General features: G+C 39.2%; 23 protein-coding genes. 18 read left to right on the forward strand and 5 right to left on the reverse strand.

Annotation, left to right across the window (positions count from 1 at the left end; all coding sequences use genetic code 11):
- Window positions 1-180 precede the first annotated feature (180 nt).
- The 8 genes from ABIE66_RS02235 to ABIE66_RS02270 all read left to right on the forward strand — a co-directional run bounded on the left by ABIE66_RS02235 (window position 181) and on the right by ABIE66_RS02270 (window position 6,383).
- Window positions 181-1,575, forward strand: coding sequence for a M28 family peptidase (locus ABIE66_RS02235; protein ID WP_370013722.1), 1,395 nt, complete (start codon window positions 181-183; stop codon window positions 1,573-1,575).
- A gap of 236 nt (window positions 1,576-1,811) precedes the next feature.
- Window positions 1,812-2,237: a YwqH-like family protein gene (locus tag ABIE66_RS02240; RefSeq protein ID WP_370013723.1), complete on the forward strand. Its 426-nt coding sequence runs from the start codon at window positions 1,812-1,814 to the stop codon at window positions 2,235-2,237.
- On the forward strand, window positions 2,237-2,524 hold the full coding sequence (locus ABIE66_RS02245; RefSeq protein ID WP_034306007.1) for a YwqI/YxiC family protein: 288 nt from the start codon (window positions 2,237-2,239) through the stop codon (window positions 2,522-2,524). The genes ABIE66_RS02240 and ABIE66_RS02245 overlap by 1 nt, the downstream gene beginning before the upstream one ends.
- Window positions 2,521-4,440: a ribonuclease YeeF family protein gene (locus ABIE66_RS02250; RefSeq protein WP_370013724.1), complete on the forward strand. Its 1,920-nt coding sequence runs from the start codon at window positions 2,521-2,523 to the stop codon at window positions 4,438-4,440. The genes ABIE66_RS02245 and ABIE66_RS02250 overlap by 4 nt, the downstream gene beginning before the upstream one ends.
- Window positions 4,441-4,462: 22 nt before the next feature.
- Window positions 4,463-4,852 carry a hypothetical protein gene (locus ABIE66_RS02255; protein WP_127777404.1) on the forward strand — a complete coding sequence of 130 codons (390 nt, stop codon included), beginning with the start codon at window positions 4,463-4,465 and terminating at the stop codon, window positions 4,850-4,852.
- 181 nt (window positions 4,853-5,033) lie between these two features.
- The gene (locus tag ABIE66_RS02260; RefSeq protein ID WP_370013725.1) at window positions 5,034-5,348 is read left to right on the forward strand and encodes a hypothetical protein; all 315 of its coding nucleotides are present in this window, start codon (window positions 5,034-5,036) and stop codon (window positions 5,346-5,348) included.
- Window positions 5,338-6,120, forward strand: coding sequence for a hypothetical protein (locus ABIE66_RS02265; protein WP_370013726.1), 783 nt, complete (start codon window positions 5,338-5,340; stop codon window positions 6,118-6,120). The genes ABIE66_RS02260 and ABIE66_RS02265 overlap by 11 nt, the downstream gene beginning before the upstream one ends.
- An 11-nt stretch (window positions 6,121-6,131) precedes the next feature.
- Window positions 6,132-6,383, forward strand: a complete 252-nt coding sequence (locus ABIE66_RS02270) for a hypothetical protein (RefSeq protein ID WP_053533616.1) — start codon at window positions 6,132-6,134, stop codon at window positions 6,381-6,383.
- Window positions 6,384-7,251: 868 nt separating this feature from the next.
- On the opposite strand, the gene ABIE66_RS02275 is transcribed toward ABIE66_RS02270, so the two are convergent.
- Both ABIE66_RS02275 and ABIE66_RS02280 read right to left on the reverse strand, forming a co-directional pair.
- The gene (locus ABIE66_RS02275; protein WP_370013727.1) at window positions 7,252-8,508 is read right to left on the reverse strand and encodes a DUF445 domain-containing protein; all 1,257 of its coding nucleotides are present in this window, start codon (window positions 8,506-8,508) and stop codon (window positions 7,252-7,254) included.
- Window positions 8,509-8,794: 286 nt separating this feature from the next.
- A complete protein-coding gene (locus tag ABIE66_RS02280; RefSeq protein WP_370013728.1) occupies window positions 8,795-9,772 on the reverse strand; it encodes a bile acid:sodium symporter family protein in 978 nt (325 codons plus the stop codon).
- Between the two features lie 277 nt (window positions 9,773-10,049).
- Here ABIE66_RS02280 and ABIE66_RS02285 point away from each other — a divergent pair, with 277 nt between their 5' ends.
- From ABIE66_RS02285 to ABIE66_RS02300, 4 genes are all read left to right on the forward strand, one after another.
- On the forward strand, window positions 10,050-10,769 hold the full coding sequence (locus tag ABIE66_RS02285; protein WP_370013729.1) for a response regulator transcription factor: 720 nt from the start codon (window positions 10,050-10,052) through the stop codon (window positions 10,767-10,769).
- Complete coding sequence (locus tag ABIE66_RS02290) at window positions 10,766-12,145, forward strand: sensor histidine kinase (protein ID WP_370013730.1); 1,380 nt, start codon at window positions 10,766-10,768, stop codon at window positions 12,143-12,145. The genes ABIE66_RS02285 and ABIE66_RS02290 overlap by 4 nt, the downstream gene beginning before the upstream one ends.
- Before the next feature lie 99 nt (window positions 12,146-12,244).
- The gene (locus ABIE66_RS02295; protein ID WP_370013731.1) at window positions 12,245-13,351 is read left to right on the forward strand and encodes an ABC transporter permease; all 1,107 of its coding nucleotides are present in this window, start codon (window positions 12,245-12,247) and stop codon (window positions 13,349-13,351) included.
- Window positions 13,348-14,025, forward strand: coding sequence for an ABC transporter ATP-binding protein (locus tag ABIE66_RS02300; protein WP_370013732.1), 678 nt, complete (start codon window positions 13,348-13,350; stop codon window positions 14,023-14,025). The genes ABIE66_RS02295 and ABIE66_RS02300 overlap by 4 nt, the downstream gene beginning before the upstream one ends.
- A gap of 220 nt (window positions 14,026-14,245) precedes the next feature.
- Here ABIE66_RS02300 and bioC read toward each other — a convergent pair whose 3' ends face one another.
- From bioC to bioF, 3 genes are read right to left on the reverse strand one after another with little or no spacing between them, the layout of a single operon-like run.
- Entirely contained in the window at window positions 14,246-15,067 is an 822-nt protein-coding gene (gene bioC, locus ABIE66_RS02305; protein ID WP_370013733.1) for a malonyl-ACP O-methyltransferase BioC, read from the reverse strand.
- Complete coding sequence (locus tag ABIE66_RS02310) at window positions 15,060-15,806, reverse strand: alpha/beta fold hydrolase (protein ID WP_370013734.1); 747 nt, start codon at window positions 15,804-15,806, stop codon at window positions 15,060-15,062. Before ABIE66_RS02310 ends, bioC begins: the two co-directional genes overlap by 8 nt.
- Complete coding sequence (gene bioF, locus ABIE66_RS02315) at window positions 15,803-16,999, reverse strand: 8-amino-7-oxononanoate synthase (RefSeq protein ID WP_289333602.1); 1,197 nt, start codon at window positions 16,997-16,999, stop codon at window positions 15,803-15,805. The genes ABIE66_RS02310 and bioF overlap by 4 nt, the downstream gene beginning before the upstream one ends.
- A 531-nt stretch (window positions 17,000-17,530) precedes the next feature.
- Here bioF and ABIE66_RS02320 point away from each other — a divergent pair.
- The 6 genes from ABIE66_RS02320 to ABIE66_RS02345 all read left to right on the forward strand — a co-directional run bounded on the left by ABIE66_RS02320 (window position 17,531) and on the right by ABIE66_RS02345 (window position 23,335).
- Window positions 17,531-18,370 carry a YitT family protein gene (locus ABIE66_RS02320; protein ID WP_370013735.1) on the forward strand — a complete coding sequence of 280 codons (840 nt, stop codon included), beginning with the start codon at window positions 17,531-17,533 and terminating at the stop codon, window positions 18,368-18,370.
- 169 nt (window positions 18,371-18,539) lie between these two features.
- The gene (locus ABIE66_RS02325; protein ID WP_289318171.1) at window positions 18,540-18,725 is read left to right on the forward strand and encodes a hypothetical protein; all 186 of its coding nucleotides are present in this window, start codon (window positions 18,540-18,542) and stop codon (window positions 18,723-18,725) included.
- A gap of 360 nt (window positions 18,726-19,085) precedes the next feature.
- Window positions 19,086-20,375, forward strand: a complete 1,290-nt coding sequence (locus ABIE66_RS02330) for an ABC transporter substrate-binding protein (protein WP_370013736.1) — start codon at window positions 19,086-19,088, stop codon at window positions 20,373-20,375.
- A gap of 189 nt (window positions 20,376-20,564) precedes the next feature.
- Window positions 20,565-21,425 (forward strand): carbohydrate ABC transporter permease, encoded by an 861-nt coding sequence (locus tag ABIE66_RS02335; RefSeq protein ID WP_289318169.1) that lies wholly within the window; start codon window positions 20,565-20,567, stop codon window positions 21,423-21,425.
- On the forward strand, window positions 21,425-22,243 hold the full coding sequence (locus ABIE66_RS02340; protein WP_370013737.1) for a carbohydrate ABC transporter permease: 819 nt from the start codon (window positions 21,425-21,427) through the stop codon (window positions 22,241-22,243). The genes ABIE66_RS02335 and ABIE66_RS02340 overlap by 1 nt, the downstream gene beginning before the upstream one ends.
- A 57-nt stretch (window positions 22,244-22,300) precedes the next feature.
- Window positions 22,301-23,335, forward strand: coding sequence for a LacI family DNA-binding transcriptional regulator (locus ABIE66_RS02345; RefSeq protein WP_370013738.1), 1,035 nt, complete (start codon window positions 22,301-22,303; stop codon window positions 23,333-23,335).
- Window positions 23,336-23,523: the final 188 nt, after the last annotated feature.

Raw genomic sequence — 23,523 nt, forward strand, 5'->3', positions numbered from 1 at the left:
ATAATATGACAAAATATCAAATGGTGGATAACTTTCGGCACGTGTCAAACAGCCTGCGTATTTCTTTAATTTGTAAATTTGTTACTTTAGACATGCATTAATAGGGATAAACCTACCTAGTTAGTATTATCTATATATTGTAAAATTATGGAGGTAATCTATTAAACTGGGAGGCAATCTATGAAAAAACAATTTCTATCGATAACATTAATCGCAGCATTGACACTCGGGACAACTACCGCTTTAGCTACGCCGCATTCATCACAGGTGCAACAGGCGCCATCCACGGACAAGAAAGTCGTTAAGAAAATTAATGTCGACAAAATCTACAAGAATATTGAATACCTCTCACAAATACCTCGGGTGGCCGGTACGGATTCTGAGTATAAGGCCGTCCAATTCATCAAAAAGCAATTCAATTCTTATGGCTATGAAGCCGACATCGAAGAGTTCAATTTTTTATCTTATACAGACCCAAATCTGGTCAAACTGTCCGTTGCTGGATTTGATGGGGAAATCCAAGCGAACCATCTAACCTATTCAGTTAATGGGAATTTATCCGGTGAAGTGGTATACGCCGGTTTAGGAACGAAAGGAGAACTTGAGGAAACCGATGTTAAAGGGAAGATTGCCCTTATACAAAGAGGCAGCCTCACTTTTGCAGAGAAAGTATTGAATGCAGCAGAAAAAGGGGCAGCGGGAGTCATCCTGTTCAATAATGCCGATGGGGAATTAAACGGGACACTCGGAGGGGCTAATGACAAGTATATTCCATCTGTCACGATAACCAAAAAGGATGGAGAAGCCCTGCTGGAGAAATTAAATGCTGGAGCTAAATTTACAGCATCATTAAAAATTGAAGGAGCTTATTCCGGAGAGAAAACCTCTTATAATGTAGTGGCAACGAAAAAAGCAACCAAGAACATAAAAGCAAAAAAGAGCGATATCATTTATATTACTGGACATCATGATTCCGTCGCTGGAGCACCCGGAGCGAATGATGATGCATCAGGAACATCCGTCACCCTTGAACTTGCACGTGTGCTGAAGAATCTTCCTACAGATACGGAAATTCGCTTCGTCACCTTTGGGGCTGAGGAAAATGGATTGCTGGGTTCACAGCATTATGTGGACAATCTCTCTGATGATGATATCAAGCGGACGCTTGCCAACTTCAATCTGGATATGGTAGGAAGCCGGGACGCAGGAGATTTGGTCATTTTAACTAATGATGGAGAAATGAATCTTGTAACCGAGCTGGCTCAGGCATCAAGTGCAAGACTGAATGGCGAGCCGACTCCATATGGACAAGGCGGTAGAAGTGACCATGTATCTTTCGCAGAGGCTGGGATTCCCGCTGCATTATTCATCCATAGTCCATCAGAACCTTGGTATCATACTCCTGATGATACCATTGATAAAATCTCAAAAGAAAAGCTTCAAGATGTTGCTGAAATTGTCGGCACCGCTGTCTATGACCAAGCTAAAATCGAACCTGAAAAACCTGATCTCAATCATAAAAAAGGGAAAAAGGTGAAAGTTCCGCATTTATTTGACGAAAAGGAATTTAAATAATGCAGTAAATATTTAGAGGGTGCAGCCTGCACTCTCTTTTTATGTTTGAAAATGGAAATAAAGAGGTAAAAAGTCTATTCTGGAATTGGTGCGTGTGGGATGGATTCCCTAAACACCTGGCATAAATAGCTTATTTATCCCTATTTAACTCTAAGACTATAATCCTTATAATAAAAATTATGAAAAATATGACAGTCTGCATAATGAGAATAGTATGTTTGAGGTGATTTTTTTAAGTGTATGCAAATTCATTGAGTGAAATTCACTCTGCCCTATCCAGTAAAATGTCAAATGTGAATGAAAAAATTAATCGTTTGGAGCAGGCAAAAAGACAAATAAAAGACGAACAGAACGCTTGTCTGGGGGAAATTGCTAAAATTAAAAATCCAGACTTGGCAAAAAGCTGGACGGGAAACCGTGCAGAAGACTTTCAAGATGCCCGCAGTGATGCATACAAGGCAATGTCAACGATCATTCATGATGATTATGACGACTATCAAGAGAAAATCGACGGTAAAATCATGATGCTTAATATAGAGAAAAAGGCTCTGAGTGCAGCAGGTACGATAGCACATGAAGCGGATGTTCTTTTAGGCAAAGGAGAAGCCGTCATAGATCAATTGGAAAGCAAAATATCATATTTAAAAGGGTGGTTGTTTTAATGACGACAATCAAACTGAATCATCCTGCCGTAACGAAGCAAGTCGATCAAGTGAAGACGGCACTTGGTACAGTCACGCTTGGAAATTTGCCGGCAGGCGAGCTTGGCAACAATAAATTGGAATTCACATCAAAATGGATCGATCGCGAAACGAACCTAGAGAAGGTCTTTGAGCAATATATCAAAATCGTCCAGAAAAATGTGGAAGATACCCGTGCCAACATTGACTTATTAAAAGAACAGGATGAAGCCATCGCCCATACGTCTTCACATGGGTATCAGCGATGAAGATATATGAAGCCGAGACATTGACGGCCGCAACCAAGTCGCGCGCCAAGCAATATGAAGACCTAAAGAAGGAAGTCACAGCCCTGAAAAAGGAATTTCAGGGCATTGTTGGCCTAGATAACGAGTTCCAGGGAGCCGGTGCTACTGCCATCAAAAGCTTCTATGAAGCGCAAATCGAGGTGGCGGATGCCTGGATGGAACTATTCACGACCCAGATCAGTTTTTTGGAAGGCATTCCAGCCAGTCTGGAAGAAGCGGACCTCTCCGGAAAAACGGTGGTCGAGGTTCCCTTTTTAGTTGGTGAAGTCTCAAACGGAATCAACCAAGCGAAGTCGCTTGTCGATGAACAAGCGAACGATCTCCAAAGGATCCTGAACAGCATTGACGATATCCTGCCTCTTGATATGTTCGACCAAAAGGACTTTAATGAAAAAATCACGCTGGCCGGACATAGACTGGATGACACCGTGACAAAGGTCGAGAATGTCGACAGGCAATTGGTCGAGGAATATGATGTGTCCATCGGGCAGGAAAACGTGGCCGTTGGCCTCTTCCGTGCCTTGCTTGATGCCACCAAACAGGACGGCAACGTTTCGCCGATGACATTCAACCAATCGGCATTCAAGAGCAGTGACGTCTATCAAGTGAAGGATGAAGTCGCCGGTCAGATGAAAGACTATCAAACCTTCAAAAAGGAACAAAGAGAAGCCTGGAAAATCGAACAGGAAATGGAAGAACTCGAAAACCGCCCATGGTACGAAAAGGCCTGGGATACGACAAAAACCTTTACAGGGGAATTCACGGGATATTATGATTCAATCAGGACCTCGACCGGAGTCGATCCAGTAACGGGCCGCAAGCTGTCCGATGCCGAACGAATCGCCGCCGGAGCCATGGCCGCCGCTGGATTCATCCCCGTCGTCGGATGGGCCGGACGGGCCATCAAAGGCGGCAGCGCCATCTACAAAACGGCCAAAGGACTCAATGCAGCGGACCACGCTCTCGATGCCTATAAAACGACAAAAGGTTTTAGCCTCCTCCAGAAAACCGAATACGGGATATATGGGCTCCTCGCAGCCAACGGCCTCGGCGAAGCGGCCACAGGCAAAGACATGTTCGGCAACCAGCTAACCGAGGAACAGCGCCAGAACGGGCTGTTAATGGCACTTGGAATCGGTGGTGTGGCTGGTGCGGCTAAGTATGTGGATAGTCGACAGCTTAAAAATATTAGTGAACAAACAACTAACGGTAGAAAAGTTAAAACCCAATTTGACTCAAAAAAATTAAAGGACCTACAAGGCTTTAATATTAAAATAGATGATGTACTCAAAAATGTGGGCATGACCTCGTCAGAGTTTAAAGAATTAAAATTAAAATCGCATGATGAGTTAACGGATTTGGAAGTAGAAAAATTAAAAACAATTAGAGAAGCTGTTCCACCTATTACAAGGACAACTATTTTACAGAAAACCATTCCAGGGCAGGATATAGAAAAATACTTAGATGGCACATATTCTGAAATTGGAGGTTACGTTGCAAAAGCCGAAGATGTTCATGATATAAAGCTTTATGATGATTTCGTTGAAAGTTTGAGGTTAGATTATACGGATTGGAATGGGAAAAGACCATTTCCAGAAGGAGGAAGTACCTACGGTGTTATAAAATTTATGACACAAAAAGTAGATAATGTATATGTTCCATATGGGGAGAAATTTGGGGGCTTAAATACAGATGGTCCTCCATGTACACTAAACGGTTTTACGGGGTCTAGAAATGATAAAGTAATACCTGAATTTAAATTTGAAGGTAGATTCCTACCGAAAAATGGCGCAGAATTATATAAAGTTGAAAATGGCGAAGAAATATTAGTCGGGATTTTTGATGGTAGAGAGAAGAAGTTTACATCTGTAATATAAAACTAAGTAATGGAGGATATAAATGATAAGAAAAGGTGAGTATACTATATATAATGGGAAAGAATATAGGTTTATAGAATCAGATAAAGTAGAGTTCATTGAATTAATAAGCAATGATAAAAAGGATATGGACAATGGATTTACTCATTATAAGAATAATATTTACACAAAAATGGTTCATATAAATCAGGTTAATGAATTATTTTCTATAAATCCTTATGCCAAATATAAGGGGGAGATGTTTCCAGCATCTGAAGATGGAAAAACAGGTAAAGTGCTGTTGGATACAACCAACACTGAACTTGCCAAAAAAATGGATTTTGAAAGAACAGATAAATATATGTACTCCAAATATGTAGAATGGGATGAAGTTGAAATAATTGAGGAGAGGAAGCCCTATTCATTAGATTGATTCCTCGTTTAAAACGCCTTTAATATTTATTGAACTGTTCCCCTAATATGGACAATAGTAAAAGCCCCTTATTAGGGGCTTTTCTATATCTTATAACTAGAATCCAATTTTATAATCAATTCAATTTTTAGCTCCACTTTGCAACCAGCTAACCGAGGAACAGCGCCAGAACGGGCTGTTGATGGCACTCGGAATCGGCGGTGTGGCAGGTGCGGCCAAAGTCGCTGATAAAGTAGCGAGTGGTACAAAGTTCGTCCCTTACAGTAAGGAATTTGCGCAAAAGCAGGTTCAGTATGCAAAAGCTACAATAACAGACATAGCGAAATCCGGAAAAACCACGTTAAAAAATATAGGTGAAGCAATAGGTAAAAAAGCAATCCCTAAACGGATAAGTATGGAAAAAGTATCCCTCACAGGAGGACCAGCCCTTCGCCAAGTTATGATGGAAAAGCAGACAATTAAGGAAGCCTATCAGAAAAATCACGGTGAAGGATAGCAAAGTAGAGGGTGTTTCTGGGGAGAGTATTTCTAAGGGTACGAATGATCCTAAGTTTAAGAATGTTGGGGAGTATTTTAATAGTATCAATAATATTGGAAAACGAGATGATTTAACGAGTGAACAGAAGCTTGTAAAGATTCACGAAGCATATGCCGCATTAGAAGTAAAAGGTGATGTTACTGTTGTTAAAGGCACAAAATTCCTTCGTCCAGAAGGGTTTGGTCGAAATGGTAGAATGATTGTGGATTGGCCAGATAAGATGGGGTTTGTAGAAGAATCCATCCAGCCAATTGATAGAAATAGTCCGTTACCAGAAAGATGGGATAGAGTAGGTGGAAAAGGTGGAGAGGATTTCACCACTTTACCTCATAATGGTATTCCATACACATATGATCAACGTGCAATACCGTATATAGAAAACCCTGCTGCAAGGCACGTTGGGCATTTTAATAATGAATCTTATTTTGAATCTATTGATGCAGTCAAAAGTGGAAATCTTGAAGAGCTAAATCGAATTGTAGTGGCCAATGGAAGAACAGCAATTTCTGATTCAGAATTTGCTGATTTTAAGGCTTATTATGACGATTTCCAAGATAGAGTACAAAAATTTATTGGAAATACAGATACTACTTACGGAGTGAAAGGTACTGCTGCTTCCTGGACTAGTAGCTCTACAGGTGAGAAGTTAATGAATGGTGGAGCAGAACAAATTGTAACGCCATTAAATGGTGTGATGCTAGAGATTATAGGAATTATACCTAAATACTAGGAGGGCTAGACGTGACAAAACAAGAGTTCTTAAATAGATATGAAGCTGAAAAACTAAATATTGGTGAATATATTATGGTACTAGATACTATAACGGATGAGTCGCTAGTAATAGGATGTGCACATGATCAAGGAGTGTGGAAAGTTTATAAAACAAGAGAGAGAGGAGGTCACTATATAATTAAAGAAATTGCTAGTGAAAATGAAGCATTTGATTTTCTTTATGAGTTAATATTAAGTAGACATAACAGAATTAATAATTAAAATTTGCATTAGATGGGAAAGTGTAAAAACACCACTTATTATTCAATTTATATTTTGCATACAGGAATGACCGAACTTGTAGCAAAAACATGTACAGGTAATTGAAAAACAAAGCATATTTGAAGTGTACAAAAAAAGAAAAGGCCATTTTGAAGAATCGACTCCATGATGGTTGTACCATCATAAGCTAGTGTTTACACCGCCATATCTCGACAAGATAAAATAAGACACACGAGCTTAGGCGAGATGACATTTTATTGTATGGGGGGTACAAAGACAGGGAATGTATAGTAAACTAACGAATGCACACAAGCTCGTACGTTTTAAAGGTATTACTTGTCACGAGACACAAAAGCTGTCATATTGTTTTTACAATGCAATGAAACTTACAAACTTAAAACGAACATAGAAACTTAGAAAATATACAAACTTAAAGCACTTGATTGTCACTTATGGCAACGAGTGCTTTTTTGCGTTTTGATTTAGAAACAAGTAGGTACACGTATAATTTTATAAGTGTACTAAGTGTTAAATTTATACACTGTAATTGGCTTTATACAGTGTACGACACTACTAGAGAAAAAACGATATAAAAATTAAGGGTTGTATTATTTTTTGAAGTCATCATACAGTACGTTTTAACGGATTTACGTTACGAACACGTTATCCGTACTCCAAATATGTGGAATGGGATGAAGTGGAGATAATCGAAGAGAGGAAGCCCTATATATTAGATTAATTTCCCCGTTAAAAAGCCCTTGAGGTTAAGGGCCTTTTTTATGAGAGGTATCAAACTAAAGGCAACGAATCAGCCCCAGTTGATTCAGTAATGACAGTATTCTTCCGTTACCATATCGAGGGTCGAGAATTATAATAGCCTAAGCAGAGCCTGTGCACCTGTTAGGATAAGCCCTATGATAAAACCGCAGACAGCCCCGTTCACCCGAATCCATTGTAAATCTTTTCCTACACCATTTTCCATCATATCAATCAGCGTTTCGTTGTCTAGCTTATCTAAATTTTCTTGTACAAGATTGCCGATCTGAGTATGATTATTTTCAATGAGAACAGTAATTTGTTTCTGTATCCACTTATCGATGTGCGTGCTATTTTGTTTTATGTTGTCCAGTACGTGATGAATCATTGGAGTCAGATAAGTATCCATGAAATGTTCTTCTTCCACGAAATCCAATGCTTCTTGTTGAATTTGTTGTAGACTTCCCTTTATTGTCGCCTCAGGCTCCCATTTTGTCAGAAGTTGTTTTTTCCATTTTTCAACTTCTTCTAACAGTTCCCGGTTATGGTTAATGCCTTGTATCTCTTTCCTGATATATAAGATTAAAGCCTCTCTATTCGGTTCCTCCTCGTTTTGTAAATTATTTACGACACTTAATAGCAGGTTTTGGATGATATTCCCAAGTTTCTCTTCGTTAAGTAGACTTTGAATGGATTTAACGGCGAACTGAAGCATACCTTCCAGTTCAATCTTGCTTAGTACATCCATGGAAACAGTGCCAAGTCGGTGACTGGTTTCTTTTTTTCCTAACCAATCTTCAGCTTTTTTCAAAACATGATCCAAAGCCTTCTTATCAAACTCTTCGTTAAGTAACTCTGAACTTACTAAATGTAGAATCTTGCTCATGTCTATGCTAGAAAGTGATGCTTTAATTTTTTTTGCAACGAAAGGTGTAATCTTTTCTATATCTATATAACCAATCATTTGCTTTATTAGTTTAATCAGGACTTTTCTAAAAGTATCACTTTGAATCTCTTTTCCTAAAATAGGGATCAATTTTTCAGTAAAAGGAATATGTTTTACTTTGTCCTGAATACTTTCCTTAGAAAGCCAGTCGTTCTTTAACATCGAAACAAGTGCATTTGTCATTCTTTTACGATTGTTGGGCAAAAGCGCAGTATGGGGGATTGGTAATCCAAGCGGATGGCGGAATAATGCAGTGACTGCAAACCAATCTGCCAATCCGCCGACTAAACCAGCCTCAAACCCTCCATGTAATAAATCTAAAGGCAATGAACCTTGAAATGGAGTGGTTGCAATATAACCCGCCCCCATGATAATTAGTGAATATCTAGCTATTTTTCTTGAAGATTTTATTTTTGGTGACATTATATTCCCTCATCCTTAAAATGATAGTCAATTACTATAATCCGAATCATTAGCAAATTTAATAACTCATCTAGTAGTATAGCAGGTAGTTCAAAAAAATAACCACAACAAGGCAGTAAGTTCATTAATTGGGGAATGGGAAAATCACTTATTAGACCACAATCATTGATGTTTTCCTTTGAATTTCAAAGGTGCGGATGGTTGATTCACAATAAAAAAAGCCGATTTATTCAATCGGCTGTTTTATTCATTTAATGAAAATAGTTTTTGGTTCATCTCCAACATATTATGATGCGTCTGTTTTTATCGAATTATTTTTATCGGTGCCTACATTTTTTTTATCTTTCATGAGACTGAAGATATAGGCCAGAACGGAACCTGATATGTTATGCCAAACACTGAAGATGGCACTTGGAACAGCGGCCAAAGGCGAGAAGTGGGCTGTTGCTATGGCTACACCTAAACCAGAGTTCTGCATACCGACCTCCATTGCAACAGCTTTCTGTTTAGCTAAATCCATCCCGCATAAACGAGCAAAGAAGAAGCCGAGTAAAAAACCAAGAACATTATGAAGAACGACTACTGCAAAAATCAGCAAGCCTGTTTTAGCCAGCTGATCTTGGCTGCCAGCTACTACGGCAGATACGATCAGAACGATGGAAATGACAGATACTAGAGGTAAAGCCTTTGCACCGGCCTCTGCCTGTTTGCCGAAAAACTTTTTAACAAGAAATCCTAGTATCAGTGGGATAATCACCACTTGAATGATAGAAATGAATAATGACCCAATACTGATGTTGACCCATTTACTTGCCAAGAGCAGAATAAGCAGGGGAGTTACGATAGGCGCTAGAATAGTGGAAACAGAAGCAATGGCAACTGCAAGCGCAACATTTCCTCTCGCAAGAAACACCATGACATTTGAAGCCGTTCCACTAGGGCAACATCCTACCAAAATAACACCAACAGCCACTTCTTTGGGCAAATCGAACCCTATTGCTAATACAAATGCCAATAATGGCATAATGATAAAATGTCCTGCTACCCCTAGTGCCACTTCTTTCGGACGTCGGAAAACTTCTTTGAAATCCGATGTTGATAATGTAAGTCCCATGCCAAACATGACAATTCCTAATAATGGAACAATATAGTCTCCAATCCATACAAAATGATTAGGTAAGATATACGCAATAACTGCAAATATAATGACCCATAAGGTAAATGTTTTACCAGCAAATCCGCTGATTTTCTCTACTACTCCCATAGTGACCTCCTAGATGTTTTAAAATAATCCCATTATAGTTTATATTCAGAATATTTAAAACCCTTTTGAGAGAAAAAAATTCAATACGGCTGAACTAGTGTGAATATGACGATTCACTATAGGAAAAAAGCGGACAGGGTTTTAAGATTCTGTCCGCTTTTGACTTTATTTTTTTTAAAAAATAAGAGGGTGCTGTATATTAGTGGCAAACTAGTTTATAAGGAACCGGAAATTGAATTAGTATTTGTTGTTTTACAGGTTTAATTATTGCTATTGTATGTTTAGCCAGGGCTATAAAAGAAGTGGAGATGTGGTTTCTTTGATACATATATTAATTGCGGATGATGATCGGCATATTCGGGAGTTGCTTAAATTTCACTTAGAAAAGGAAGGGTACATGGTATCTGAAGCGAAGGACGGGAATGAAGCTTCCATGATACTGGAGAAGGAACGGATCCATCTGGCCGTTGTTGATATTATGATGCCGTTTAAGGACGGACTGGATCTTTGTAAGGAAATCCGGGATCAATATGATCTGCCGGTCATTTTATTGACAGCTAAAGATCAACTTATCGATAAGGAAAAGGGGTACTTTGCGGGTACGGATGATTACCTCGTAAAGCCATTTGAGCCACGGGAACTTCTATTTCGGATAAAAGCGCTATTGCGAAGGTACCGAATGGTGAATTCTGAATCCATTTCATTGAATCAAACGGTCATTGACCGTAAAAGTTATGAGGTGCGACTAAATGGGAGTACGCTGCTCCTACCGCTTAAGGAATTTGAGCTGCTGGCTCAGCTGGGGAGTTTTCCTGATCAGGTCTTTACGCGTGAGCAGCTTATTGAATTGGTGTGGGGTGCTGATTTTGAAGGGGATGATCGGACGGTTGATGTCCATATTAAACGGTTAAGAGAACGTTTTGCCGGGCGGACCAATGATTTTGTTATAACGACAGTCCGTGGCTTAGGTTATAAACTGGAGGTCAACAAGAAGTGAAAACACTCTATTTCAGGATAGTTATTCAAACCATTTTGATCATGGTGCTTGCCAGTGTCATCGCCTTTTTGATTTCCAATGTCTATTATCATCAGGTTCAAAAACCCAACAATGGTGAGAAGATAAAGAAAGTTGCAAGTGATATCGTCTCCTTATATGAGGAAAATCCTGATCAGGATATTGATGCGTATTTAAATCATATTGCAGGATTGCACTATCAAATGTATCTATTTAATGAGCAGGGTGAAGGAACTTTATATGGTGAGCCGTTTCGGGAAACTGGTTTGGATCGAGATACGATTTCCGGTGTTTTGAACGGGAAGACCTATCAAGGGATAGCCAATTATAATAATGGGTTATTTATTACCGGATTTTTTGAAGATGTATTGATTAATAGCATTGGGGTCCCATTGAACGTGAATGGCGAAAAACATGCATTGTTTGTAAGGCCGAATATAGAGCTGCAGTTTGGTGAATTCCGCTTTTTTCTTGCAGTTTTGCTTGTTCTCACGCTCCTTCTCAGCTTTTTATTTGTGATCATTAACACGCGTTTCATCGTTAAGCCAATTACGAAATTAACGGAAGCTACAAAGAGGATTGCCGATGGAGATTATAGTAGTGAATTGAACGTTACCCGCAGTGATGAAATTGGAGATTTGGCCCAAAATTTCTCGAAAATGACTCAAAGCATACAGCGGTTAGATGATATGAGGCAGGAGTTCGTATCGAATGTATCTCATGAAATTCAATCTCCGCTTGCATCCATCCAAGGTTTTTCTCAAACCCTCCAATCGGAAGAATTAACAAAGGAACGAAGAAATCAGTACTTGTCCATTATTGAAAAAGAAAGCAGGCGCATGTCGTTGTTAAGCAAACAGCTGCTCCTGCTTGCTTCGTTGGATAAAGAAGAAGATCCGCTGCAACGGTCCAATTTCGATTTAGCACAACAAATACGGCAAGTGTTGTTCATGCTTGAATGGAATTGGCGGGAAAAGGATATGGTGATCGAAATGGATTTGCCTTCAACCCTCATTTCTGCAGATGAGAAACTTTTAAATCAAGTATGGACGAATTTGATAACCAATAGCATAAAATACTCGGAAAACGGCAGTTCTATCGATATTCGGGTTAAAAGAATAGGCAGTGCTGTTGAAGTGATGATCGCGGATACGGGCATGGGAATTCCAGTAGAAGACCTCCCTTATATCTTTGATCGCTTTTATAAAGTCGACAAAGTGAGGAACAGGAGTGAAACAAGCAGCGGATTAGGACTTTCGATTACGAAAAAGACGGTTGAACTTCATGGGGGAACGATCGAAGTTCAAAGCGAACTTAGTAAAGGGACCACTTTTTATATACGGTTACCCCTTATGTAATCAATTGTTCATCTTCCATTCATATTGATTGTTTACAATCGGTTCATACCGATTCTAGTAGGACTTGATCGGTAAACAAAAGGAATGGGAGATGAAATGATGTTTTTGGCATTACGTGAACTAAAGCATTCAAAGTTACGTTATCTGCTGATTGGACTGATCATGGTATTGGTCGCTTTGCTTGTCTTTATCATTTCCGGATTAGCTAATGGACTTTCTTCAGATAATGCTTCATCCATACAAAACATGAAGGCCGACTATTTCGTTATGGAGCATGAGTCTAAAAATAAATTGAACCGATCCATCATATCCATGGAAAAGCTAGATGAAATCCGTGCCTCGTCGGATGTTAAAGCAGCCGAAGGTCTGGGGCAAATGATGATCACATTGAATAAAATCGGCTCATCGGAGAAAACGGATGTCACCATTTTTGCGACCGATGCCAGTGGAATGTTAGCACCGAAGGTCATAGAAGGAACGAACTATGACAATAAGAAACAAGGTGAAGTCGTTGCAGATCGTTCTTTAAAAGAAGTGGGTTATAAATTGGGTGATTCACTTAAAGATGACCTATCAGGTAAGGTTTTCACCATAGTTGGTTTTACTGAAAAGCAATCTTACAGCCATTCACCGGTAGTTTACATGAATGTTAAGGGGTGGCAGGAGATTAATCCTGCATTGAAAAATCAAGAGAAAGATTCAATAAGCACAATAGCTGTGCAAATGGCATCGAAGGCAGAAGGAAATGTACGTGAATCATTGCCTGAAGGCGTAACGCTCATTTCGAAAGAAGAATCACTTCAGAGTATACCAGGCTTCAAAGAGGAACAGGGTACATTGACGATGATGATTGCCTTCTTGTTTGTCATAGCAGCTTTCGTTTTGGCTGTATTCTTTTATGTGATTACCTTGCAGAAGACGAATCAATTTGGAGTCCTTAAAGCACTCGGGGCCAATACGGGCTACCTGGCAAAAAGTATCGTTGGTCAAGTAATGCTGCTTGCCGTGACATGTATAGCCATCAGTGTTGCACTGACATATGGCGTCACTTTAATCATGCCAGAAGGAATGCCATTTGAATTGAGTACAGATTTGGTCATAAAATATTCCGTGTTACTTTTGGTTGTATCCGCATTGGGTTCGCTGCTATCACTATACCGAGTATCGAAGATAGATGCGATCGAAGCAATAGGGAGGGTATCATGATGGGGGATAAGCTATTATTTGAAAACGTCAGTAAGATTTATGGGGAAGGCGATAATAAGGTGACAGCCCTTGATAATATTTCCCTGAATGTGAGAGCGGGGGAATTCGTCGCCATCGTGGGTCCTTCAGGCTCAGGGAAAAGTACTTTTCTTTCAATAGCAGGTGCGTTACTTTCCCCGAGCAAAGGTCGCTTACTGCTGAATGATGAGGATATTACAACATTATCCCCAAAGGAATTGACTAGAGTACGCCTTGAAAAGATCGGATTTGTATTCCAATCGTCGAATCTTGTGCCATATCTCACGGTACGAGATCAGCTTCTGCTACTTTCTGAACTGATTGGCAAGCGGGATAAAAAAATTGTGAAAAAAGCGGACGAATTGCTTAGCCACCTTGGACTTGGACATCGGGCAGGTCACTTGCCAGAAGAACTGTCGGGCGGTGAGAGGCAGCGTGTAGCCATCGCCCGTTCGCTGATGAATGATCCAGAAATCATTTTAGCGGATGAACCAACCGCAAGTCTTGATTCCAAAAGAGGCAGGGATGTTGTTGAAATGCTTGCACATGAGGTGAAGTCAAGAAATAAAGCGGCCATCATGGTAACGCACGATGAAAGAATGTTAGATTTATGTGATCGAGTGGTCAATATTACAGATGGCAAGGTATTTGAATGAAGTTATACGTAAAACACACTCTCATGAGTTGAGTCATTATAATAAGCGGTAAATAGGCCGCCATTTCTCCAAAGGAATTAGGGGAGCCGGCGGCCTGAATCGCTTGAATTGAAATCTAGTTAATCACAAGTAAGCAGCTGAAATACTAGTCGTTACTTTATATAAACGGCCTGCAATTATGTATTATATTTTGCTTGGATCTAAGATGGTTATCTTCGGATTAAGCATGTTTTTTAATTTTAAAGAACAAACAGTGATAGGTTGCTTTCACACCTGATTCATCTCGGTATTCTGTGTCGTATATGTTGATTAACTCTCGAAAAAAGGAAGGGCGCTGGCAGTAGTTTTCTTTGTTGCTGTTAGCTGCACCAATCTTTTTAATTGAAGTGAAAAATTCACGTACTGTCTGAAAGTACTCTAGTTCAAGCTTTTCTTTTTTTGTTATCTCGATTGGAAATGCTGGTGAAAAGGGGAGTGCTTCTTCACAAACTTGAGATAATTCTTCTAGAGTGTAAAACATTTGGCCTGGTGAACTATCAATCGAAAGTTGAAGCTTTTCTTTCGCATGTTCATATGACCTATGAAGCTCTTGAAAGGTATCGATTCCAAACGTTGAAAATATCAGGCTCCCTTCAGCCGTTAATCGTGTACACAGTTTTTCAAGGGTTGCAGGAAGATTATTCAGCCATTGAAACGTTGCATTAGAGATAATCATATCGTAATTTTCATTAAGCGCCATTTCTTCGATATCAGCACATAAAAAAGTAACACGGTCATCCTTTGTCATTCCTTTTGCCACTTCAACCATTCCTGGTGCTAAATCAACAGCGGTAATAGTGGCATTAGGGAATGTTTTGACTAGTAACCTGGTTAAGTAACCAGTGCCGCAGCCGATTTCAAGAATATTGATTTTATGATTGGTGTTTTTTTGAGGAAGCAAATCCACTAATTGTTTTGCCATGTTTTTTTGAACATTGGCGTACGCATCATATGTTTTCGCGTGTTCACTGAACCGCTTACTTAACAATCGTTTATCAATCATGAATGTACTCCTTTTGAATAAATGTTTTGATATGCTGCACACATTCCTGTGGTTTTGTGAAAAATGGAATATGACCGGCACCTTCCATAATATGAAACTCTGATTTTCCACCCAGATTTTCTTTAATGAAAGATGAGGCTTCGAGTGGACAAATTTTGTCTTCCCTCCCATGAATCAATAAAAAGGGGGTTTCAATCCTGTCTAGATTTACTCTAGCATCTTTCTGAAGTAAATAATCCAAACCTATAGAAAGCGAAAACACCTCATCTCCATGAAATTCACGTTGAATTGTCGCGTTGAATTGATGATAAAAACCTTCTTCTTTTTCAGCTTCGGAAAACATTGCTTCATAAAAGGAAGTCAAAGTCTTCTCTTTATTACGCTGTAGTTGTTTCTTCATGCGCTCGACAATAAGTCGATCCCAGCCAAATGAATAATTTTCTCCTGTGGTAAACCGACTTGTTGCGCCAAAAAGTATAAAACCTTTTATTTTTTCTCGATACGAACTTGCAAGTTCCAGTGATATTAGTGATCCTAATGACCAGCTCAGTAAATAAACAGGACCATCGATGGATGCGATTGTGTCTATGACTCTTTCTTCAAAGTCATTTAGTGTTTTCATATCTCTCCATTCTATAAATGAAAGGTTAAATACTTCAGACAACGGTTGAATTAACGGTTGAAACGCCCCTTTTTCCATTCCCCAGCCTGGAAGCATGACTAAATTCGGCATTTTCATTCAATAACACCCATTTCTTTTCCAATAATCGAAATTTTTTCAACTGCCCACTCAAGATCTTTTTTATCGTGGAGAGCTGTCACGGTAAACCGGATTCTCGCCTCATTTTCAGGAACGGTCGGCGGTCTGACAGCGATAGCTGCAATTCCTTCTTTCCGCAAACGTTTGGCAAATTTCATCGTTTTTTCGTTTTCTCCGATGACAATGGGAACAATTTGTGATTGACTTCCACAAATATTAAACCCGTAATATGTGAGTTTTTCTCTAAAGTATTCCGAATTCATTTGGAGTAGTGTGCGGCGCTCTGGCTCTTCTTGCACAAGTTCAATCGCTGTTTTTATAGCACCAAGTATGGCTGGGGGAAGTGCAGTTGAATAAATGAATCCGCGCATGCGATTTTTTAAATAGTCGATAAGCCATTTTTTCCCGACAACATAGGCTCCGAATGAACCGAGCGCTTTGCTGAAAGTACCCATTTGGATATCTATTTTTTTTTGAAGGTGAAGATGACAGGCATAACCTTCACCGTTCTTACCGTAGATGCCGCTTCCGTGTGCTTCATCAGTCATTAACATTGCATTATAACGTTCTTTTAACCGAACAAGGTCCTCAAGGTAAGCAAAGTCACCGTCCATGCTGAAGATTGTATCCGTCACGATTAATTTACGTGCTTCAATTGATGACTTTTTCAATAATGCTTCTAAATGATCTAAATCATTATGCTGATATCGCAAATGTTTCGCACGGCTCAAAAGAGTGCCATCGACAATGCTTGCATGATTCAATTTATCGCTATAAATTAAATCGTTACGAGACACCAGGGCGGAGATAATTCCAAGGTTTGCGTTATAGCCACTGTTGATAATGAGTCCTGCTTCTGCTTTCTTCCAATTGACAAGAGCTTGTTCTGCTTGCTCGTAAAGAGGATGGTTGCCAATAATTAACCGTGAAGCCGTTGCTCCTGCACCATATGTATGTACTGCATCAACCATGGCTTTTTTCAACCTTTCATCTCCTGCATATCCTAAATAGTTATTAGAAGCTAGATTTAGCATCCTGCACCCGTCGATCATAAGCCATGGCTGCTCGGCAAATTCCGTTGTTACGAGTTCACGCTTTTGTGATATCTCTTCTAAATAAGCAAGTTCTTTCTTTATTTTTTCTTCCCAAGATAATTGTTTTTCACTGTGCATGGTCATTCTCCTTTTTATATGTTAACTAAATTATTCATTAGTTAACATATAAAACATTCTAATCATGACTCAATGAAACTGTCAAGCTTTGAAATGGAACCGGATTAGGAATTAATTATCCAAAAATCAGGAGATATCAAGAGGCGAAAGAAGACAACTATCACCAACATGCTGGATGGTAATTTTGTGATTTGAACCAAGCGGGGCGGATGATGAGTAAACTAGCATTTGTCGATAATAAGGAGGAATAATGACTGCACTATGTGAAGGGAGAAATGAGGGCCATCATCGGTGCATCCAGGTTGGGTAATCACAAAGACTGGCTGCGTTTTCCTTTGGCAGCGGCTTTGTTGAGCTAATGGCTAAAAGAGCTTAATGAAAGTTCATTGAAGATAATTTAACTCCCAAGGTAGTCTTTTTGTTAAACCTTCAAATCTTTGAAGGATTAAATGGAAATCCATGTTACTATAGAGCAGTGAAATTAACCTATCTCTTTTCACATTAACCATTACTTAAAGGAAGGTATTAAATATGAAAAAGATTTCTTTAGATGTTTTCTTTATATTAATAGGAGCTTTTATTTTCGCTTTGGCAATAAATCTTTTCGTTATTCCCAATGAACTTGGTGAGGGAGGAGTCACAGGGATAACCATCATTTTATTTTATCTTTTTGAATGGTCACCAGGGCTGTTAAGTTTGATCATTAACGCTTTCCTGCTCATTGTCGGTTATAAATATTTGTCGAAAATGACAACGGTTTATACAATTATTGCCGTTGCATTTAATTCGCTTTTCCTCCATTTAACCGAAAGTTGGAGTATATCTTCAGATGAATTGGTCATCAATGCTATATTTGGCGGGGTTTTTGCAGGAGCAGGTATTGGCATAATCATTCGTGTTGGAGGTACAACTGCCGGTACAACGATCCTAGCCCGAATTACGAATAAATATTTGGGGTGGAGCTTAAGCTATGGACTTCTGTTTTTCGATTTAATCGTTGCGTTCTCATCTTATTTCATCATTGGTGCAGAAGGTCTGATGCTTACTATCCTCATGCTTTATATTGGTACAAAAACGATGGAATTCATCATTGAGGGATTGAACCCGAAAAAAGCGATTACCATCATTTCAAAAGAAGCGGACCAGCTTGCAAAGCAAGTAACAGAATTGATGGACCGAGGGGTCACTGTTTTTAGCGGTCATGGATACTATACAAAAGAATCAAAGGATATTTTGTATATCGTTATAAGTAAGCAAGAGGTACTCAAGTTAAAGAGAATTGTTCAGTCAACTGATAGCAATGCTTTTATAGCCATACATGATGTTCGGGATGTATTTGGTGAAGGATTCCTGGATATTTCGAAGTCCTGAAGCTATTTGGCAGAAGGAGGATATCGTAAGTTCGAAATGAAAAGGCCTAATAGGCTTTTTTATTTTGCACTGTAAAAAAATCTGTGAATTCGGAATAATTTGTTATATTATGTAAGTAAGAAACCACACACCCTGAGGAGTGCAGCCATTAATTGTGGAGGTGTCCAAGATGATCCTTTTAAAAGTGGATGACAGAAAGTTTGGGAAAAGCAATATCAAGTACAGTGTCGTTGATAAGGAAACGAATGAATTGATCATTAGTGGTGTGTTTAAAGAATTTGGACAAGCAAGCGATAAATATTATGAATTGAAGGATGAATATGGTCCTTCCAATGTGAAAATGGTATTGAAGTGAAAAGAGGGGGACCGTTGGGTTTCCCTTTTTCGTATAGTAGAAAAAGGCCCGTACAATAAATTAGATTTTATAATCGGATAAAGGAATAATCAAAGGTTTCTGAATCATATAATTAGGTTGAGAAGGTTTTTAACATCCTTTTTTTACAATATACTACAATTTTATTGTAAAGTATGGAATTAGGTGGTAATATAAAGCCCATAAATGTAAACGTTTGCAAAATAATTTTGTGAGGAGGTGATGTAAAAGAAGTACGATAGACTATGATTATCGCAGAATGAAAGGCTTTTATTTTACAATTTTATGCAAACGTTTTCTTAAAATTGCGTGAATCTTATGAAAAAGGGAGAGTCGGTAGGCATGAAGCGAAAAAAATGGTACGGGGGAATCTTTTCTGTTTTATTAATTTTTAGTGTGATTTTGGCAGGATGCTCTTCATCTACTGGCGGAAATAGCGACTCTAAGGATAAAGTGACGCTGGATATATTTCAGTTCAAGGTAGAATTCAAGTCGCAATTCGAGACATTGGCAAAACAATATGAAAAAGAAAATCCAGATGTGAAGATCAAGGTATCGACAGTTGGCGGTGGAAATGATTATAAATCAGCCATTACGGCAAAGTTCGCTTCCGGTGAGGAGCCAGCAGTTTTTAACATTGGCGGACCGGTAGATGTCGAGCAATATAAAGATAGATTAACAGATTTAAAGGACACGAAAGCTGCAGCAGCAGCACTTGATGGTACTTTGGATGGCGTGGAAGAGGACGGGCAAGTTCTTGGACTTCCATTTAACCAGGAAGGTTACGGCTTGATTTATAACAAACGGATATTTAAAGAAGCCGGAATTAATCCTGATGAAATTACAAGTTATGAAGCCCTGGAGGCGGCAGTTAAGAAAATGGATTCACAGAAAGATAAATTGAAAATCGATGCAGTTTTTGCGTATCCGGTTAAAGAGAAGTGGGTGACAGGAAACCATTTATCCAATGTATTCTTATCTCCGGAGTTTGATGGGAATGTGTTGGAAGCAAGCAAGGCCCCAACGGTTAAATTTACTGATGGTGACAAGTTTAAACAAATGGTCGATATCCAAAATGAATATTCCGTCCAGCCGACAGCAAGCCTCGATTACTCCCAACAAGTGGAAGAGCTGTTCTCACTTGAAAAGGTTGCAATCATTCAGCAAGGTAACTGGGTATATAACACAGTGTATGATATGGACCCTGAGTTAGCGGAAAAAGGCATTGGCATCATTCCGATTCCTAATGGAGACTCTGCGGGCATGCCAGTCGGCGTACCGAACTATTGGGCAGTGAACAAGAAATCGGATGAAAAGGTGCAGGAAGAAGCGAAGAAATTCCTCGACTGGATGTATACATCTGAAGAAGGGAAAAAAGCCGTTTTAGAGGATTTTAAATTCATTCCTGCTTATGAAGGATATGATGTAGAAAAAATAGCCGATCCAATTTCAAAAGAAATTTATAAATACTCCCAAGAAGGAAATACGATTGGCTGGGTGTTCAATGGATATCCGGTTGGTTGGAATGATGACCTTGGTGCAAGTGTCCAAAAATATGTAACTGGTAAATTGACGTGGGAGGAATTTGTACAACAGAACATTGAAAATTGGGAGAAGATTCATAGCAAATAAGTGTTTGGAATGGCAAATGACCAATCGGCATGAAAAATAGTGTGTCGATTGGTTGTTCCTTGTTACAAGAAAGTCTCTAAGGGAATTTGCCGCAACAAGATTTTCATCAACTAACTTAGTCATGATCGATGATTTTTCTATAATTTAAAACCCGTTATCTATTAAATCATTTCAAGGAGGTCGGTTTCGTTGAGGAATCGGGATGCCGCATATTGGCTGTTTTTAACACCTGTTCTTGCTGCACTCATTTTGGTGGTGATCGTGCCACTCATCTACGGATTTTATTATTCCTTTACGAATTGGAACGGTCTAGGGACACCAGATTTCATCGGTCTAAAGAATTATATGGACTTGTTTACTGATAAAGGGTTCCTTGATACATTTTGGTTCACCATTAAATTTTCCGTAGCTGCAATTGTGGTAATCAATATCATCGGATTAAGTTTGGCTCTAATCGTGACATCGAAAATTAAATCAAGCAACATCCTGCGGACAGTTTTCTTCATGCCCAATTTAATTGGCGGCTTGATTCTCGGTTTTATTTGGCAGTTCATTTTCATTAAAGTCTTCGGTGCGATTGGTGATCTGACTGGGATTGAAGCATTTAATGGATGGTTATCAACGACAGATACAGGCTTTTGGGGATTGATCATATTAACGTCTTGGCAAATGGCCGGATATATCATGATCATTTATATTGCATATCTGCAGGCTGTTCCTGAAGACTTGATCGAAGCGGCAAAAATTGATGGGGCTAACAGCTTCCAGCGTTTTCGCCATATTACCTTTCCGCTTGTGGCACCTGCTTTTACCGTCAGCTTGTTTTTGACGTTGTCACACTCGTTCAAGATTTATGATCAAAATCTTTCTTTGACGAACGGAGCTCCCTATAATTCAACCGAAATGGTCGCGATGAACATCGTAAAATCCGCTTTCACTGAAAATGATATGGCATATGCACAGGCAAAGGCCGTTATCTTTTTCGTAATTGTGGCGGTAGTTTCACTGACACAAGTCTATATCAATAAAAAACGGGAGGTTGAGCTGTAATGAGGGAAAAATGGAAATTGTGGCTTATTGGATTCGTCGGATTCATTTTGGCCATATTATGGCTCACTCCGTTTTATTTAATGATTGTCAATGCTTTTAAAATGAAGCGGGATATATTTGCCGATACACTGGGACTGCCTGAAACCTGGACATTCGAAAACTTCTATCAAGCATTCGAGCAATTGGATTTCCTCCGGACTTTATTCAATTCTTTATTGATATCGGGCGTCAGTGTAGTCATCATCATCATCTTTTCTGCGATGGCGGCATATGCGCTTTCCCGTAACAAAAGTAAAATAAGTTCCTTGCTTTTCTTTGCGTTTGTAGCAGCCATGTTGATTCCGTTTCAGTCTGTGATGATACCGCTTGTTGCCCAATTCGGACAGTTTGGGATGTTGAACAAGGCGGGACTGATTTTTATGTATTTAGGTTTTGGCTGCAGCCTTTCCATATTCCTATATCATGGTACTTTAAAAGGGATTCCCATCTCACTTGATGAGGCTGCAAAAATTGATGGTGCAAACCGGTTTCAAATATTTTGGCATATCATATTTCCATTATTAAAACCGATGTCCATTACAGTTGGGATCTTAAATGTCATTTGGATATGGAATGACTATTTGTTGCCATCCCTTGTTATTGGTGGCGCAGGATCTGAGACCATCCCACTTAAATTATTCTTCTTTTTCGGACAATATACGAAACAATGGCATCTAGCCTTGGCTGGACTTACTTTATCCATCATTCCAGTCATCATTGCGTATTTTTTTGCTCAGAGGCAAATTATCAAAGGAATTGCAGATGGAGCCGTTAAATAACTATTTAAATATAGGGAATATTAAACCATGTGCGGTGAACGGGAAGTGGTGATGAATATGTCTGTTACAATAAAGGACGTTGCCAAAAAGGCTAATGTCGCTCCATCAACGGTATCGCGTGTAATCCATAACAGCCCGACAATCAGTGAAAAGACAAAGCGTAAAGTACGCAAGGTATTAAAGGAAATGGGCTATCATATGAATGAAAATGCCCGGAACTTAGTCACGAAGTCCACTAAGGCCATTGGGATCGTCATGAAAAGTTCCGCAAGGGAATCACTTTATAATCCCTTTTTTCCAGAAGTGATTCGGGGCATCGGGGATTTCTGTAATAAAGAGGGGTACAGTCTTTCTCTGACAACCGGCGAGACGGAGGATGCCATCTTTGAGGATGTCGTGAAAATGGTTCAGGGCAGAAGAGTTGATGGCATGATTGTTTTATACTCTAAAAAGGACGATAAAGTCGTGCCATATTTATTAAAGCAGGGCTTCCCGTTTGTTTTGATAGGGAAGCCAAGTACGAACATGAGCGGCATTACATTCATTGATAATGATAATGTTCAAGCGGCCAGGGAAGTATCGGAGTTTGTGATCAGTCTTGGGCATGAGCGAATCGCCTTTTTAGGAGGCAGTCCAGAGTTTGAGGTGATTCAAGCCCGCATGGCAGGTTTTCAACAAGCGATGGAACAGGCCGGGTTGGATGTGCCACACGAATATATCAAATTGATCCCTTTAAATCGAACGGATGGAATAAAGGCTATTGACGAATTGCTGGAATTGAGGGAGGCTCCAACCGCTTTTTTGGTTATGGATCTTTTATTGGGTGTTCTTTTGCTAGGAGTGCTAGCTGAAAAGAACTTGAAAGTACCAGAGCAAATTAGCGTCGTCTGTTTTAACCATTCAGAATTCATAGAATTTTTAAGCACTCCACTGACAACGGTTGATATCCATACGTATCAGTTAGGGTATGAGGCGGCAAAATGCGTATTCGACCTTATTGCAAATCCTGAAATGATGGAAAAGAGCATTAGGATTCCTACGAAAATCATAAAGCGGGAGTCGCATTTTGTAGCCGAAAAGGAAATTAAATGAAAAATGTAGAAATGTTTTACCAATTAAAGCTTGATTTTTGCTAACATAAATTTACAATATAGATTATCACTATTATTTTTGAAAATTCATACTTTCTTGAGTCATTAAGTATGTTCTTATAACCGGCTGAGATTTGATCATGCCTAACGCAAACGTTTGCGTTAAGAATAAAGAGGTAATAGTTAAAC

Source organism: Peribacillus sp. B2I2, from assembly GCF_041261685.1.
Taxonomy (GTDB): domain Bacteria; phylum Bacillota; class Bacilli; order Bacillales; family DSM-1321; genus Peribacillus.